General features: G+C 57.5%; 13 protein-coding genes and 1 tRNA gene. 11 read left to right on the top strand and 3 right to left on the bottom strand.

The annotated features are described in order from the left end of the window. The first annotated feature begins 2 nt into the window (after window positions 1-2). The 9 genes from pheA to pyrF all read left to right on the top strand — a co-directional run bounded on the left by pheA (window position 3) and on the right by pyrF (window position 9,710). Complete coding sequence (pheA, locus tag SIC19_RS01160) at window positions 3-1,100, top strand: prephenate dehydratase (protein ID WP_075196914.1); 1,098 nt, start codon at window positions 3-5, stop codon at window positions 1,098-1,100. A 30-nt stretch (window positions 1,101-1,130) separates the two neighbouring features. Beyond that, window positions 1,131-2,258 (top strand): histidinol-phosphate transaminase, encoded by a 1,128-nt coding sequence (hisC, locus tag SIC19_RS01155; protein WP_412535562.1) that lies wholly within the window; start codon window positions 1,131-1,133, stop codon window positions 2,256-2,258. Between the two features lies 1 nt (window position 2,259). Continuing rightward, window positions 2,260-4,488, top strand: a complete 2,229-nt coding sequence (locus tag SIC19_RS01150) for a bifunctional prephenate dehydrogenase/3-phosphoshikimate 1-carboxyvinyltransferase (RefSeq protein ID WP_127401007.1) — start codon at window positions 2,260-2,262, stop codon at window positions 4,486-4,488. Then, entirely contained in the window at window positions 4,488-5,168 is a 681-nt protein-coding gene (gene cmk / locus SIC19_RS01145; protein WP_126812967.1) for a (d)CMP kinase, read from the top strand. The genes SIC19_RS01150 and cmk overlap by 1 nt, the downstream gene beginning before the upstream one ends. A gap of 131 nt (window positions 5,169-5,299) precedes the next feature. Next, complete coding sequence (gene rpsA / locus SIC19_RS01140) at window positions 5,300-6,994, top strand: 30S ribosomal protein S1 (protein ID WP_007154692.1); 1,695 nt, start codon at window positions 5,300-5,302, stop codon at window positions 6,992-6,994. Between the two features lie 132 nt (window positions 6,995-7,126). Next, window positions 7,127-7,423: an integration host factor subunit beta gene (locus SIC19_RS01135; protein WP_007154691.1), complete on the top strand. Its 297-nt coding sequence runs from the start codon at window positions 7,127-7,129 to the stop codon at window positions 7,421-7,423. A 71-nt stretch (window positions 7,424-7,494) separates the two neighbouring features. Next, the gene (locus SIC19_RS01130; RefSeq protein WP_007154690.1) at window positions 7,495-7,797 is read left to right on the top strand and encodes a LapA family protein; all 303 of its coding nucleotides are present in this window, start codon (window positions 7,495-7,497) and stop codon (window positions 7,795-7,797) included. Continuing rightward, complete coding sequence (gene lapB, locus SIC19_RS01125; RefSeq protein ID WP_036208447.1) at window positions 7,797-8,966, top strand: lipopolysaccharide assembly protein LapB; 1,170 nt, start codon at window positions 7,797-7,799, stop codon at window positions 8,964-8,966. The genes SIC19_RS01130 and lapB overlap by 1 nt, the downstream gene beginning before the upstream one ends. 33 nt (window positions 8,967-8,999) lie before the next feature. Further along, the gene (gene pyrF / locus SIC19_RS01120; RefSeq protein WP_127401009.1) at window positions 9,000-9,710 is read left to right on the top strand and encodes an orotidine-5'-phosphate decarboxylase; all 711 of its coding nucleotides are present in this window, start codon (window positions 9,000-9,002) and stop codon (window positions 9,708-9,710) included. Window positions 9,711-10,222: 512 nt separating this feature from the next. Here pyrF and SIC19_RS01115 read toward each other — a convergent pair. Both SIC19_RS01115 and SIC19_RS01110 read right to left on the bottom strand, forming a co-directional pair. Beyond that, a tRNA-Asn gene (locus tag SIC19_RS01115) sits at window positions 10,223-10,298 on the bottom strand. 69 nt (window positions 10,299-10,367) lie between these two features. Then, window positions 10,368-11,552, bottom strand: coding sequence for a pyridoxal phosphate-dependent aminotransferase (locus SIC19_RS01110; protein WP_127401012.1), 1,185 nt, complete (start codon window positions 11,550-11,552; stop codon window positions 10,368-10,370). A gap of 233 nt (window positions 11,553-11,785) precedes the next feature. Between SIC19_RS01110 and uvrB the strand changes: the two genes are divergently transcribed. After that, window positions 11,786-13,822: an excinuclease ABC subunit UvrB gene (gene uvrB, locus SIC19_RS01105; protein ID WP_227517948.1), complete on the top strand. Its 2,037-nt coding sequence runs from the start codon at window positions 11,786-11,788 to the stop codon at window positions 13,820-13,822. Here uvrB and SIC19_RS01100 read toward each other — a convergent pair. Continuing rightward, a complete protein-coding gene (locus SIC19_RS01100; protein ID WP_127401014.1) occupies window positions 13,819-14,931 on the bottom strand; it encodes a GNAT family N-acetyltransferase/peptidase C39 family protein in 1,113 nt (370 codons plus the stop codon). The two genes, uvrB and SIC19_RS01100, sit on opposite strands and share 4 nt — an antisense overlap. A gap of 241 nt (window positions 14,932-15,172) precedes the next feature. Between SIC19_RS01100 and SIC19_RS01095 the strand changes: the two genes are divergently transcribed. Continuing rightward, window positions 15,173-16,672: a RimK family protein gene (locus tag SIC19_RS01095; RefSeq protein ID WP_041333093.1), complete on the top strand. Its 1,500-nt coding sequence runs from the start codon at window positions 15,173-15,175 to the stop codon at window positions 16,670-16,672. The last annotated feature ends 3 nt before the right edge of the window (window positions 16,673-16,675 follow it).

Here is a 16,675-nt window from a genome sequence, read left to right as displayed (position 1 = left end):
TCATGAGCGATGAGCAGGCCCGTCTCGGGCAGTTGAGGGTCGATATTGATCGCCTGGATCAGGAAATCATGGACCTGATCAGCAAACGCGCGGAATGCGCCCAGGAAGTGGCTCGCGTGAAGATGGAAGCCAACCCGGGTGAGGATGTATTCTTCTACCGTCCGGAACGTGAAGCCCAGGTTTTGAGGCGTATAAAGGAGAGCAATCCCGGCCCGCTGTCCGGCGAGGAGATGGCCCGACTGTTCCGGGAGATCATGTCCGCGTGCCTGGCACTGGAAAAGCCGATGCACATCGCTTTCCTCGGGCCGATTGGCACCTTTACCCAGGCGGCGGCGCTCAAGCATTTTGGGCACTCCGTGGTCAGCGTGCCTTTGCCCGCCATCGATGCAGTGTTCCGTGAAGTGGAATCCGGCGCGGCCCACTATGGTGTGGTCCCGGTGGAAAATTCCACGGAAGGTATGATCAACCATACCCTTGATATGTTCATGTCCTCGCCGCTGAAGATCTGCGGCGAAGTGCAGTTGCGGATACACCACCACCTGATGGTGTCGCCAAAGCACCAGGGGCAGGACATTGTCCGCATTTATTCCCATCAGCAGTCGTTCGCCCAGTGCCGGCAGTGGCTGGATACCCATCGTTACGGTATTGAGCGGGTCACGGTCAGTAGTAATGCCGAAGCCGCGAGGCGCGCAGCGGAAGAGCCGGGCACAGCCGCGATCGCAGGAGACATGGCAGCGGAACTTTACGGCCTGGAAATGCTGGCGACCAGTATCGAAGACCGTCCGGACAACACCACCCGTTTCCTGATCATCGGCCGTGAGGAAGTGCCGGCCAGTGGTAACGATAAGTCGTCCATTCTGGTGTCCATGCGCAACAAGCCTGGTGCGTTGTATCAATTGCTTGAGCCGTTCCACAAACATGGTCTGAGCCTGACCCGTATCGAAACCCGCCCATCGCCCAGCGGCACCTGGGCCTACGTGTTCTACATCGATTTTGAGGGCCATGTGGAAGATGCGCAGGTCAGCAAGGTGCTGTCAGAGATCGATGAAGAGGCGGTCGAGTTGAAGCGCCTGGGGTCCTATCCTATTGGGGTCCTGTGACAGAAACGCAAATGACTGAGGAAGGTCGAAATGTCGATTGATTACCAAAGTCTGGCGGTCAAAGGCGTGCAGGCGCTATCCCCCTACCAGCCGGGCAAGCCCATTGATGAGCTGGCCAGGGAGTTGGGCCTGAAGCCCGACAACATCATCAAGCTGGCCAGCAACGAAAACCCTCTTGGGCCCAGCCCAAAGGCGCTGGCGGCGGTGAAGGGAGCCCTGGACGAGCTCTGTCGCTATCCCGATGGCAATGGGTTTGATCTCAAGCAGGCATTGTCGGCCCGATACGGCGTGGCGCCCGCTCAGATTACCCTTGGCAACGGTTCCAACGATGTCCTGGAGGTGATCACACGGTGCTTTGCAGATGCCTCTTCGGAAGTCGTGTTTTCCCAATATGCTTTTGCGGTATACCCGCTTGTTACCCAGGCGATCGGCGCCAAAGGTGTGTCGGTGCCCGCCAGGGACTATGGCCATGACCTCGACGCCATGGTGGAGGCGATAACAGATCGCACCGCGCTGGTGTTTGTGGCCAACCCCAACAACCCCACGGGCACGGTTCATGGCGCTGAGGCGATCGAGTCGTTTCTGGCCCGTATTCCCCCCAGGGTTCTGGTGGTTCTGGATGAAGCCTACTGTGAATACCTTCAGGGGGAGGGCTATGTGGATGGCCTGTCGTTGCTCAAGCGCTATCCGAACCTGATCGTTACCAGGACATTCTCCAAGGCTTGGGGGTTGGCATCGCTGCGAGCTGGCTACAGTGTTAGCTCGCCGGACATTGCCAATGTTATCAATCGTGTACGTAAGCCTTTTAATGTAGACTCTCTGGCTCTGGTAGCGGCGACGGCTGTGTTGAGCGATGAAGACTATCTGCGGCGCTCCTGTGAAGTGAATGCAGCCGGGATGAAACAGCTCGAGTCCGCTTTTAACGACATGGGGCTGGAATACATTCCGTCTGCCGGCAACTTTATTGCTGTGGATGTGGGCGATCAGGCGGCTGACATCAATCAGTCGCTACTGGAGCAGGGTGTGATTGTCAGGCCGATCGGCGGCTACGGCCTACCCAGGCATCTGCGGGTGTCGATTGGCTTGCCCGAAGAAAATGCACGGTTTATCGAAGCTTTGGCCCGTGCACTGGATACGTCCAGCGGACGGGGAGAGTAACGTGTCCGAGATTCAGCCACTGTTCCAGCGTGTTGCTGTTATTGGTCTTGGGCTGATTGGTGGTTCTCTGGCCAAAGCGATCCGCGACAATGGCCTCGCGGTTACCGTTGTGGGCGCTGACAAGCGCGCGGACGAATTGGCGCTTGGCACGGAATTAGGCGTTATTGATGAAGCTGCCGGGTCGGTTGCTGAGGCTGTGGCCGGCAGCGACCTTGTGGTGCTGGCGGTACCGGTTAAGGCAACGCGGGCAGTGCTGGCGGAAATCAGGCCCCATCTTGGCGAAAACGCCGTGTTGACGGACGTCGGCAGCACCAAGTCGAGTTTCGTCAACGATGTGCGAGAGGTGTTTGGCGACCTGCCCGCGAAAGTGATACCCGGCCACCCCATCGCCGGTTCTGAAAAAAGCGGCATCCGCGCGGCCAACCCTGAGTTGTTTGCCAATCACAAGGTTATACTCACGCCGGCGGAGAACGTTGGTCAGCCCGACCTGGAGAAGCTCAGGGCATTGTGGGAAGGCTGTGGTGCGACGGTTCTGACCATGTCTGTGGCCTATCACGACGAGGTGCTGGCAGCCACCAGTCATCTTCCTCATCTTATTGCTTTCTCACTGGTGGATACCCTGGCAGGCGAGGACGAAAATCTGGATATTTTCCGCTACGCAGCGGGCGGTTTCCGGGACTTCACCCGAATTGCAGCCAGCGACCCGGTGATGTGGCACGATATCTTTCTTTCCAACCGGGATGCGGTGTTGCGGGTCATTGATCATTTTACCCACGATCTGGATCAGCTTCGTACCGCCATCGCCGATCAGGACAGTGCAACTCTGTTGCGGGTTTTCAGTCGCGCCAAGGCGGCGCGGGAACATTTTTCCAAGATGCTTTCAGGACAGGCTTACGTGACAAACAACAGTCAGAAACAGGTAACGTTCCGTCTTCAACCCGGCGGCCGGATTTCCGGCGAGATACGCGTGCCGGGCGACAAATCCATTTCCCACCGATCCATCATGCTGGGTGCTCTTGCCGACGGTATCACGGAAGTGAAAGGCTTCCTTGAAGGCGAGGACAGCCTGGCAACCTTGCAGGCGTTCCGCGACATGGGGGTGACCATTGAAGGGCCGGACGCGGGGTTTGTCCGCATTCACGGCGTCGGTATCAATGGTCTCCAGGCGCCGCGCGGCCCTTTGTACCTGGGCAATTCCGGTACTGCCATGCGCCTGTTCTCGGGCTTGCTGGCCGCGCAGCCGTTTGACTCCGAGCTCACCGGCGACGAAAGCCTCTCCAAGCGTCCCATGGGGCGTGTGGCAGATCCGTTGCGAGCAATGGGTGCGGTGATTGACACTGCCGAGGGCGGGCGGCCGCCTTTGAAAATCCGGGGTGGGCACGCGCTAACCGGCATTCATTATGAGATGCCGGTGGCCAGCGCCCAGGTTAAATCCTGCCTGTTACTCGCCGGTCTCTATGCCGAGGGCGTAACCTCCGTTACCGAGCCAGCTCCTACCCGGGATCATACTGAGCGCATGTTGGAAGGCTTTGGCTATCACGTGCATCGCGATACCGCGACGGCCAGCGTGACCGGTGGCGGTTCGTTGACCGCCACCGCCATAGACGTACCGGCGGATATCTCTTCGTCAGCGTTTTTCCTCGTTGCGGCGAGTATTGCCCCGGATTCCGACTTGACCATCCGCCACGTTGGCATGAACCCGACGAGAGTCGGCGTGATTAACATCCTGCGCATGATGGGGGCTAATATAGAAGTCCTCGAAGAGCGTGTGATTGGCGGGGAGCCGGTCGCTGATCTTCGCGTTCGTTCCGCCGAACTCAAGGGTATCGATATCCCTGAGGATCAGGTTCCGCTGGCAATCGACGAATTCCCCGTGCTGTTTATTGCCGCAGTCTGCGCTGAGGGCAGAACGGTTCTGCGCGGCGCCGAAGAGCTTCGCGTCAAGGAAAGTGATCGCATCCAGGTGATGGCAGACGGCCTGACCGCGCTTGGAGTGGAAACCACCGTGACTCCAGACGGTATTGTCATTGATGGTGGTCAGACGATGACCGCTGGAACCGTGAATAGCCACGGGGATCACCGCATAGCTATGGCGTTCTCCGTCGCCTCCCTGCGGGCTGAAGGGGATATCGAGGTGACCGATTGCGCCAACGTGTCCACCTCATTCCCGGGCTTTGTGGAGTTGGCAAAGCAGACTGGCATCAATATCGCCGCCGAAGGGGCTGAGTAATGGCTGAAAGCAAGGCACCGGTTATTACCGTGGACGGCCCTGGCGGTTCCGGTAAAGGCACCATTACCCAGATGCTCGCCCGCCGGTTGGGGTGGCACCTGTTGGACAGTGGCGCGCTGTATCGCCTCACGGCATTGGCTGCGGAGCGGCAGGGCGTGTCCCTGGATGATGAGCCGTCTCTGGTAAAAGTCGCCGCCAGCCTCGATGTGGCGTTTGAGCCAACCCCACCAGGTGAGCCGGCAAAGGTACTGATGGCCGGTGTTGACGTCACCGCAGATATACGTACAGAGACCTGTGGCGACAATGCCTCGAAGGTGGCTGTCATGCAGCCTGTGCGCGACGCGCTACTGCAGCGCCAGCGTGATTTCCAGAAGCCTCCCGGGCTGGTCGCGGACGGTCGTGACATGGGAACGGTGGTGTTCCCGGACGCGCCAGTGAAGATCTTCCTGACAGCCAGTGCCGAAGAGCGTGCGCAAAGACGCTACAGCCAGTTGAAGGACGCAGGGGTCGATGTTAATATTGACGCCCTTTTAAAGGAGATACGGGTGCGCGATGAGCGGGATATGAACCGCGCCGCCGCCCCGCTCAAGCCTGCAGACGATGCGCAAGTCATTGATTCGACGGGGTTGAGTATAGAAGAGGTGCTAGTCAGGGTTATGGCCGCAGCAGGTCAGGCCTGACTACACCTTTTTGTTGTTGAAATTCCGGATTCGGCGTTATCGGCCAGCCACTGGCTGGATCCGGATTGAAACTAACAGACCGTGTTGCTGGTAGCACGGAGTAAACTTGCGTTGATCACATAGGACACATAATGAGCGAGAGCTTTGCGGATCTTTTTGAAGAAAGCCTAAAAGAAATTGACATGCAACCAGGTTCCATCGTCCAGGGAACCGTTGTAGACGTCGATAACGACTGGGTCACCGTTAACGCCGGACTGAAGTCCGAAGGTGTTATCCCCGCCTCCCAGTTCCTCAATGAAAAAGGCGAGTTGGAAGTTGCTATCGGCGACGTTGTTGACGTAGCTCTCGACGCTGTGGAAGACGGCTTCGGTGAAACCCGTCTGTCCCGTGAGAAAGCCAAGCGCGCAGAAGCCTGGAAGGTACTTGAGAAGTCCTTCGAAGCTGAGGAAGTGGTTAAGGGTGTTATCAATGGTAAGGTCAAGGGTGGTTTCACCGTCGATCTGGCCGGCATCCGTGCCTTCCTGCCTGGTTCGCTGGTAGATGTTCGCCCGGTTCGCGATACCGCGCACCTGGAGAACAAAGAACTCGAATTCAAGGTTATCAAGCTCGACCAGAAGCGTAATAACGTGGTTGTTTCCCGCCGCGCCGTTCTGGAAGCTGAAAACAGTGCTGAGCGTGAAGCTCTGCTCGAAACCCTGACCGAAGGTCTGGAAATCAAGGGTATCGTCAAGAACCTGACCGACTACGGCGCGTTCGTAGATCTGGGCGGTGTTGACGGCCTGCTGCACATTACCGATATGGCCTGGAAGCGCATCAAGCATCCGAGCGAAATCGTCAATGTCGGTGACGAGATCAACGTCAAGGTTCTGAAGTTTGACCGTGAGCGCAACCGCGTATCACTGGGTCTGAAGCAGCTGGGCGAAGATCCCTGGGTCGATATCAAGGGTCGTTATCCGGAAGGTACCAAGGTTACTGCACGTGTAACCAACCTGACCGACTACGGCTGCTTCGCTGAGCTGGAAGAAGGCGTTGAAGGCCTGGTTCACGTGTCCGAAATGGACTGGACCAACAAGAACATCCATCCGTCCAAAGTCGTTCAGGTTGGCGACGAAGTGGGCGTGATGATTCTGGACATCGACGAAGAGCGTCGTCGTATCTCCCTGGGTATCAAGCAGTGTGTTGCTAACCCGTGGGAAGATTTCTCCAGCAAGTTCAACAAAGGCGACCGTATCTCCGGCAAGATCAAGTCAATCACTGACTTTGGTATCTTCATCGGCCTGGACGGCGGCATCGATGGTCTGGTTCACCTGTCAGACATCAGCTGGAACGAGACTGGCGAAGAAGCCGTCCGTGAATACAAGAAGGGCGACGAAGTTGAAACCGTTATCCTGTCTGTTGATCCCGAGCGTGAGCGCATCTCCCTGGGCATCAAGCAGCTGGAAAGCGATCCGTTCGCCGAGTTTGTACAGCTGAACGACAAGGGCTCCATCGTGAAGGGCACGGTATCTGCGGTTGACGCAAAAGCCGCTACCATCACCCTGAACGACGAAGTTGAAGCTGTACTGAAAGCCTCTGAAATCAGCCGTGACCGTGTTGAAGACGCACGCAACGCGCTGAACGAAGGCGACGAAGTTGAAGCGAAGATCATCAGCATCGACCGCAAGAACCGCGTTATCAACCTGTCTGTGAAGTCCAAGGACGTTGAAGATGACAAGCAGGCGCTGGAAGGTGTTCGCGCCAAAGCGGCTGAATCTTCCTCTGGTGCGACGACCATCGGTGATCTCATCAAGGAGCAGATGCAGCAGCAAAACGCCAACAAGGAATAACATTTCCGGTTGGTATGAAAAAAACGGGCTCTAAGAGCCCGTTTTTTTTGTGTTTTTTTCTGGTTTGGCTAAACTAGAGGCAAGGAGCTGGTAACCGGCTATCCGATAATAATGTGAAGAGGGATGAGCCCAATGACGAAGTCTGAACTGGTAGAGCTGATTGCGTCCAAGCAGACGCAGCTTTCAGTGAAGGATGTGGAACTGGCTGTGAAAACGATTATTGAACACATGTCCCAATCACTGGCGGATGGCCAGCGAATCGAGATCCGGGGTTTTGGTAGCTTTTCATTACACCATCGCGCAGCCAGAACCGGGCGTAACCCGAAAACCGGCGAAGCCGTGCAATTACCGGCCAAATTTGTTCCGCACTTCAAGCCAGGCAAGGAGTTGCGTGAGCAGGTAAACGATAGCCTTAAAAAAGGCTTCTGATTACCCTCTTGGGGAAAGACGTTAACCAGGTCCTGAGGTAAACAACCAGGTCCGTGTGGAGCATTGCGACTATGGCCGGATTTCAGAAGGTCCTTCTCATTCTGCTGGTATTGTTTCTGGTTCTGGTAGCACTTGTTTTCTCCCTGAATAATCAGATGGCAGTCTCCCTTAATTTCCTGCTCTTTGAGACTCAGCCTCACGGTGTTGCCGTCTGGATTATCCTGTCTTTTGTGATCGGCGCTTTGATCGGAGTTCTGATTACCATGCTTGCAACCGTTCGCACATCGGTTTCCCGCCGTAACCTCGAAAAACGACTTGCTCGTACCGAGCAGGCATTGGAGAAATCCAGGGCCCAGAACGACCGGACGCTTTAATGGATATAGTGCTTCAATGGCTGCTGTTAACGGTTGCGGTGGCCGCTGGCTGGTTTGTGGGGCGAATGGGCAGCACTAGGGAGCGCTCCAAAACGCCGATCTCCGATGAGGAATCCGTTAAGGATCGTCTGCAATTTCTGTTCACCAACTATTCCGATCAGGCGGTTGAGAACTTCGTTCAGTCTCTGGCTGTGAATAAGGAAACGGTGGGCCTGCACCTCTCTATCGGCGCCCATTTCCGCCACAAGGGCGAGACCGACCGGGCCATTCTGATTCACCAGAACCTCCTTGCCCGTCCGGAACTGCCGCCGCGTTACTCTCAACAGGTCACCTACGAACTGGCCATTGATTACCTGAACGCAGGCCTTCTGGACAGGGCAGAAGCGTTGCTTCATCAACTGATGGGCGACAGGGAGTACGGCCGTAAGTCTTCATTGCAATTGATCGAGCTGTACCAGCAGGAAAAGGAATGGGGTAAAGCAGGGCAGGTCGCCCGTACATTGACGACCGGCGACCACGATGCCCGCATGTACAAAATGCTGGCCTATATAACCTGCGAGCAGGCTGAGGATGCCCTCAAGCACGACGACCGCTGGATGGCTCAGAAGCTGTCCAAGGAAGCACTGGAGTACGATCGTTCCTGTGTCCGGGCCACGTTTATCATGATGAAGTTGCTCATTCGCCAGGGCAGCTACCGGGACGCGGCCAGCCAGAGCCTGAAAGTCTTCGATCAGAACCCTGAATTCGGCTCAGAAGCTGTGGACCGGCTGATGAAGCTTGAGCGCGAACACGGCGATGTTGGGCGTCTGGTCAAAAAACTTGGCAAGTTCTACGAAGCCTGGCCGAGCACGAGCTTGCTGCTGGCGCTGGTTGAAGCCGTAGAGCGAACCTCCGGCCGCATGGCTGCAATCGAGTTACTGCGCCGGGAACTGGAAGTCCGCCCCAGCGTCCGCGGTCTGCTGCGCCTGGTGGAACTGGCGGGCTATGAAAAAGGCATGACGACGGACGAAGGCCGTCTGGTCAGCCGCATCGGCCACTTGATACTCGCCAACCGCCCGGTATACCGATGTGTAAACTGCGGTTTCTCCGGTCAGCAATTGCATTGGCTGTGCCCCAGCTGCAAGCAGTGGGAAACCGTTCGCCCAATACAGGGCGTGGAAGCTGAGTAACCCGAAAACACGACATTCTGCAGGAAACTGACCGTGCAAACCCCCGATAATCCCCGAATCATCGTTGCCCTGGATTTCCCCTCCGATCAGCCCGCGTTGGCTATGGTTGATCAACTGGACCCTGCGAAGTGTCGCCTTAAAGTCGGCAAGGAGCTGTTTACCCGTTCAGGGCCGGCTCTGGTTCGTGACCTGCAGAACCGCGGCTTCGACGTTTTCCTGGATCTGAAGTTTCACGATATCCCGAACACAACGTCCGCAGCCGTAGCGGCCGCGGCGGATCTGGGTGTCTGGATGGTGAACGTACATGCCTCCGGCGGTGAGAAAATGATGACCGCTTGCCGCGACCGCCTGGAAAGCTTCGGCAAGGATCGGCCACTGCTGATTGCCGTTACTGTGCTGACCAGCATGGGGCCGGAGGATCTTGCCGGTATCGGTATCACGGATTCCCCGGAAGCCCAGGTATCCCGCCTGGCAACTCTGACCCGCAACTGCGGCCTGGACGGCGTCGTCTGCTCCGCACAGGAAGCGCCGGCGTTGAAAGCGGAGCAAGGCAAGGATTTCAAGTTGGTCACCCCGGGCATCCGTCCGCTGTCTGCCGACAAGGGCGACCAGCAACGCATCATGACGCCTACAGATGCCCTCAAAGCCGGTTCCGACTACCTGGTCATCGGCCGTCCGATTACGCAGGCTGCTGATCCTCTGGCTGCGTTGGAGGCTATTCACTCTGAGGTGGTTGGCCTTTAACTTTGGTTCTTGGTCTGATTCTTTTCTAGCCTGATAGTATGGTGCTTCGGTGCGGTGGTGGCTCCCTCCCAAAAAACGCTTCTAGTACATCCATGTACGCTTGGGCTCCGCCATCCATGGCTCCGCACATTTTTGGGAGGGAGCCACCACCGCACCGGTTTGAACTTTCAGATATCGCTGTTAGGCGATTTTTATTGATAGCTGTGGTTATCGATGTTGGAGTTGTAAGCATAGGGTGCACTGGCGCAGCGTAATCTGTTTCGATAACTCCAGAGGCTGAATCAGGCGGGGTAGGACTTCCTTCCCGAAAATGTGCGGAGCCATGGATGGCGGAGCCCAAGCGCACACGGACGTGCTTGTAGCGTTTTTCGGGAAGGAAGTCCTACCTCGCCGTGGCACCGCTACTAGCCGGCTAGGGTGCACCATACCAACAGGCTAGGGCCAAACCTAAACCCAAAGAACCAAAACGAAAAAAGCCGCTAATCCAGAGGACTAGCGGCTTTTCGGAATAGTGGCTCCCCGAGCTGGGCTCGAACCAGCGACAAACGGATTAACAGTCCGTTGCTCTACCAACTGAGCTATCGGGGAACGTCGTCGTGTGACGAGGCGCGTATATTAAGGTTACCCCAACGCCTCGTCAACCCCTTGCCAGGATTTTTAGCCCAGCGCTTTCTGCAAACGCTCAATGGCCTGCTTCAGCGTATCCAGGCTAGTGGCGAAGCTCAGGCGCATATGGCCCGGTGCACCGAAAGCGGAGCCCGGCACCAGAGCCACGCCGGCTTCCTTCAACAGCTTCTCGGCAAACTCTACGTCGTTACTGACACCCGAGTCTGCGTCAATGGCCGCCTGGAAACTCGGGAAGACATAGAAGGTCCCGTCACCGTGCAGGCATTCAACGCCCGGCAGGGCATTCAGGGCTTCTACCAGGTAGTCGTGACGTTCTTTGAACGCCGTGACCATTTCCTGCACGCAGGCCTGAGGACCGTCCAGCGCTGCCGTTGCGGCCGCCTGGGAAATCGATGCCGGGTTGGACGTGCTTTGGGACTGGATCTTCTTCATCGCGCCGATGATTTTTGCCGGGCCAGCGGCGTAGCCGATGCGCCAGCCGGTCATCGAGTAGGCCTTGGACACGCCATTGAGCACGAAAGTGCGATCGTACAGCTCCGGCGTGGCGTTCAGGATGTTGCAGAACGGCTGACCGGTCCACAGGATCGGCTCGTACATGTCGTCTGTGGCGATCATGATCTGCGGGTGCTTCTTCAGCACTTCGCCAATGGCCTTCAGCTCGTCCAGGCTGTAAGCCATGCCACTTGGGTTGGACGGGCTGTTGATCACGAACAGGCGGGTGCGCTCGGTGATGGCGTTTTCCAGCTGCTCCGGGGTGATCTTGAAGCGGGTGTCGGCGCTGGTTTCGATGATAACCGGTTTGCCTTCAGCCACCAGTACCATATCCGGGTAAGATACCCAGTACGGCGCTGGAATAATGGCTTCGTCGCCCTTGTTCAGTGTGGCCAGCGCGAGGTTGAAAAAGCTCTGCTTGCCACCACCACTTACCAAGATCTGGTTGGCTTCGTATTCCAGGCCGTTGTCCCGTTTGAACTTCGCAATGATCGCCTTTTTCAGTGCGGGCGTACCATCCACGGCGGTGTACTTGGTCTGGCCGTTGTTGATGGCTTCGATGGCCGCCTGTTTGATGTGATCCGGGGTATCGAAGTCCGGCTCGCCGGCACCCAGGCCGATAATGTCCTGGCCAGCAGCGCGAAGTTCCGCTGCCTTGTTGGTGACTGCGAGGGTGGGAGAGGGCTTGATTGCCTGTACTCGGCTGGAAAGTTGAAGGTCCAAACTTGCGCTCCTTAAAGCTGCGTCTGATAGGGCTCCGGCGGCGTCGGGGTAGTGGTTTCCACCATGTTCAGGCCGCCTTTGACGATTCAGATGGTATCATGAAGCCCGCGTGACGATAAGTTTCTCTGCAGATTGCACCTTTTGATATTCGCGGTGCAATGCGTTGCCCAGATCACTTTTGATTGAACGAAGGATGTCTCCAGACTATGGCCACTTCAGAAACCGGCGCGCTCATGAAAGACGGCGCCTTCAAGGTGGATTCCCCGTTTCAGCCAGCTGGGGATCAGCCCAAAGCCATTGATGGGCTGGTGGACGGTATCCACTCCGGCCTGGCCCACCAGACGCTCCTGGGTGTGACCGGCTCGGGCAAGACCTTTACCATTGCCAACGTCATTCAGCAGGTGCAGCGGCCGACTATCATCATGGCCCACAACAAAACCCTGGCAGCCCAGTTGTACGGCGAGTTTCGTGAGTTCTTCCCGGACAACGCGGTGGAGTATTTCGTTTCCTATTACGACTACTATCAGCCGGAAGCCTATGTGCCATCTTCCGATACTTTTATCGAGAAAGACGCCTCCATCAACGAACATATAGAGCAGATGCGTCTGTCGGCGACCAAGGCCCTGCTGGAGCGGCCGGATGCCATCATCGTTGCCACCGTATCCTCCATTTACGGCCTGGGTGATCCCCAGTCCTACCTGAAAATGATGTTGCACCTGGACCGGGGTGACCAGATCGACCAGCGTCACATCCTCCGGCGCCTCGCCGAGCTGCAGTACACCCGCAACGATGTCGAATTCCACCGGGCCAATTATCGGGTGCGGGGAGATGTGATCGATGTGTTTCCGGCAGAATCCGAGAAAGAAGCCATCCGCATTGAGTTGTTCGATGACGAGGTGGAAAACCTCAGTTACTTTGATCCCTTGACCGGTGAGGTTCTCCGGCGTGTGCCCCGTGTCACCATTTATCCGAAATCCCACTATGTCACGCCAAGGCAGAAAGTGCTGGATGCCGTTGAGCGCATTAAGGTCGAGCTGGATGAGCGCCTGCAGCAACTCAGGGACAACAATCGCCTGGTGGAAGCGCAGCGTCTGGAAGAGCGCACCCGCTACGACATCGAAATGATGTTGGAGTTGGGCTACTGCAACGGCATCGAGAACTACTCCCGGTACTTGTCTGGTCGCCAGCCGGGCGAGGCGCCTCCGACGCTGTTCGATTATCTGCCAGCCAATGCGATGCTGGTGGTGGACGAATCCCATGTCACCATTCCCCAGATCGGCGCCATGTACAAGGGCGACCGGTCCCGTAAGGAAACTCTCGTGGAGTACGGCTTCCGACTGCCTTCTGCGCTGGATAACCGGCCCATGCGCTTTGATGAATGGGAACGGATTGCGCCGCAGATGCTGTTCGTCTCCGCCACCCCCGGCAACTACGAAGCCGAGCATGCAGGGCAGGTGGTTGAACAGGTGGTGCGGCCAACCGGCCTGCTGGACCCGGAAATCGAAGTTCGCCCGGCCTCTACCCAGGTGGACGATCTGCTCTCGGAAATCCGCTTGCGCACTGACGTCAACGAGCGGGTTCTGGTGACCACGCTCACCAAGCGTATGGCCGAAGATCTGACAGACTTCCTGATGGAGCATGATATCCGTGTGCGTTACCTGCATTCGGACATCGATACCGTAGAGCGTGTTGAGATCATCCGTGACCTGCGCCGGGGCGAGTTTGACGTACTGGTAGGCATCAACCTGCTGCGGGAAGGTCTGGATATGCCAGAAGTATCGTTGGTGGCTATCCTGGATGCCGACAAGGAAGGTTTCCTGCGTTCGGAACGTTCGCTGATCCAGACCATTGGGCGGGCTGCGCGTAACCTCCACGGCAAGGCGATTCTCTATGGCGATCGGATCACCGGTTCCATGCAGCGGGCGATCGACGAAACCGAACGCCGCCGAACGAAGCAGGCGGCCCATAACGAGGAGCATGGCATCACGCCGCAGGGTCTGAACAAGAAGATCGCGGATATCATGGAAGGCGCCGGTGGTGGCGGTGGTCGCGGTCGCCGTAAGGCCGAGCGTCCGGGCGAGAAGGCCGCCGAGGAGGCAGAGAAGTACCGTGCCAAGGCGGGTAACCGCTCTCCGGAAGAGGTTCTCAAGGAGATCACCCGCCTGGAGGACGATATGTACAAGGCCGCTGCGGATCTGGACTTCGAGACGGCTGCGCGGTTACGGGATGATATTTCCGAGCTTAAAGAGGCTGCCTTGCGGACTGGCTAACGTCTTGGTCCTACTATGACCGCTGCCTGCAACGGTTGGTTCTTGCCGTAACGGGACATGCGGTCGAACACCCGGCGGTCTACCGGCAGGTATTGCTTGTCAGCGACGGTCTCACCAACGTCCGTGTCAATTTCCGGGTCGTGCAGGTATACAAACTGATCATCCATCGCACACACCGTCACCCAGTGGGGCACGCGGCTGCGATTCAGTTGCCAGGTGCTGATCAGGATCACCGGCACGCGGCCATCGTGGAGCGCAGCCTCCATGCCATCCAGGGTGAGCGGGTCGTGATGGAGTTCGATGCCGGTCTGGCCGATGTCGTAGAGAAAGCCTTCGTGCACCAGCTCCAGAACCCGCTTTTTGTCGTCGTTGCGAACCGTATCCTTGAATAGGGCGCCTTCTTTGCTGATGTAGGCGCTGGCGTGGAACCCGCGGTGCCAGGCCGCCAGTGCCAGGCCGTGGGGGCCGCAGCCGCCGTGGCCGGCGAGCATAAAGATGGTGGTGGCCTCACGCCAGAGTTTCAGTTCTTCCAGGGTGGTCATTGGCTGCTGTTCATCCAGGGCCGCCATGGCCATGATCAGGGCTGCCGGGCCGCAGGAGAATTCTGTGGTCTGGGGGTAATAGGGTACCGCCGGAAATTCCCGCGAAGGTTCGTAGAACAGGATACGACGCTCGAAGCGCAGTGCGGTGCCGTGGTCTTCGTAGTAGTCCCGATAGGTGCCGAACTGGCGATAGCCCAGGCGTTGGTAGAGCCGTATCGCCGGGGAATTGTCTTCCCGCACTTCGAGTCTCATCACAATGCGGCCGGCGTCGACCGCCGCAGCTTCTGCCTCACGCACCAATTGCTCGCCGATATTGCGGCCGCGTTCGGCTGGCGACACCGCGATGGAATAGATTCTCGCCAGCCGGGTGGCCGCGCTCATCAACACCAGGCAGTAGCCCACAAGTTCGTCGCCGGCCAACGCGACAATCAGGCGATCCCGCGGCATATCCAGGAAGCGCCGGAAGCTGCGCCGTGAGATCCGGTCTTCAGCGAAGCAGCGGTTCTCCAGCTTTACCAGTGCGTCCAGGTCATCGCTTGTGGCGTGACGAAAAGCGAGTGATGTCATAGTGAAAGAACTCTGGATAACTCAAATGTGGCGGCTTCGCCGGATTCAGCTTTGACGGCTATTATGAGTGAGTGCTGACGTTGCCGATAGCATGCAATCATGCGTAAAAGCACGCATTTCGTGCTAATTGTAGGCTAAAGCGTTCCGGCGTATTGTTGCGAGATTGTACAGGCACCGTCGACGCATGGTGGGCCTGTGTTCCCCAAGCTTCCGGCACTGCCTTCATGGAGGAATGCCACTGATGTCACGATTGTTGATTGTTGTTGACCGCGCCAAGGACTGGGCACCGTATTACCCCAGTGAAGACGTGCTGACTTTTGATCAGTATCTACAGTTCTCCGCGCCCACTTCCAGTCGGGTGCGGGTGATCAACCTGTGCCAGAGCGCCCGGTACCTCAGTCGTGGCTATTACTGTTCACTACTGGCTGAGGCTCGTGGCCATCATGTGGTGCCGTCTGTGATGACGCTCAACGACCTCAGCCGCAAAGGGCTGTTCTCGCTGCAGTTGGATGAACTGGATGCGAGCGTGATCAATTGGCTTGAGGAAGCCGGGGCTGAGATCGAGCCCGCCGGTGACAATAACCACGCCACGCGGGAAGTGCGTGTCCGCACGTACTTCGGGCAGGCGGAACATGGGGATTTGAAGCCGGTTGCACGCGCGTTGTTTGATCGTTTCCCGTGCCCGGTTCTGGACGTGGTGTTCCGCCGTGGCAAAACCTGGCAGATAGCGTCCATGAAGCCAGGCTGTCCCGCCGACCTGAAAGGGAAAGAACAGGATGCATTCGCGGCGGCGTTTGACCGTTTCAGCAGCATGGTCTGGCGCAAACCCCGTACCCGCCGTCGTTATCGGTTTGATCTTGCGATGCTGGTCAACGAGGACGAGGAAATGCCTCCCAGCGACAAAGAGGCGCTGGAGAAATTCGAGAAGGCTGGCCGTAAGCTGGGGATTAACGTGGAGCAGATCGGCCGCCGTGATTATATGCGGCTGCCGGAATACGACGGCCTGTTTATTCGCGAGACTACTGCCATCGATCATCACACCTATCGTTTCGCCCGCAAGGCCGAGGCCGAGGGCATGGTGGTGATCGACGACCCGGTGTCGATCCTGCGTTGTACCAACAAGGTCTATCTGGCGGATCTGTTGAAGAACAACAAGATCCCGACACCAAAAACCCTGATTCTGTCGAAAGATCAGAAAGACAGCGCTGAACAGGTGATTCGTGATCTGGGCTTTCCTGCCGTTATCAAGATTCCTGACGGCGCCTTTTCACGGGGAGTCACCAAGGCGGAGGATGAAAAAACGCTGCGGGCGGGCCTGAAAGAGCTGTTCAAACAGTCGGCATTGGTACTGGCCCAGGAGTACCTTTACACCGATTATGACTGGCGTATCGGGGTGCTTGGCGGCCGGGCCATCTATGCCTGTAAATACTACATGGTGGAGGGACACTGGCAAATCTACCAGCACGGTGGCGCGGAAGTGGACAGCGGTGGTTTCGATACCATGCCGACGTACGAGGTGCCCCGGAACGTCATCCAGGCAGCGCTCAACGCCACACGTCTGATCGGCAATGGCCTTTACGGTGTGGACATCAAACAGTCTGGTAACCGAGTGGCAGTCATTGAGGTAAACGACAACCCCAGCATTGATGCCGGGGTTGAGGATCGCTTCCTGGGAGGGGAGTTATACACCCTGATCATGCAGGAGTTCCTGTCCCGCATGGAGGAAAAGCGGCGTCGCTAGACG

Origin of the sequence: Marinobacter sp. MIT930201, from assembly GCF_047122665.1 — a bacterium.
In the GTDB taxonomy this organism is placed as follows: domain Bacteria; phylum Pseudomonadota; class Gammaproteobacteria; order Pseudomonadales; family Oleiphilaceae; genus Marinobacter; species Marinobacter salarius.
This window is presented reverse-complemented; position numbering and strand designations above follow the sequence as displayed.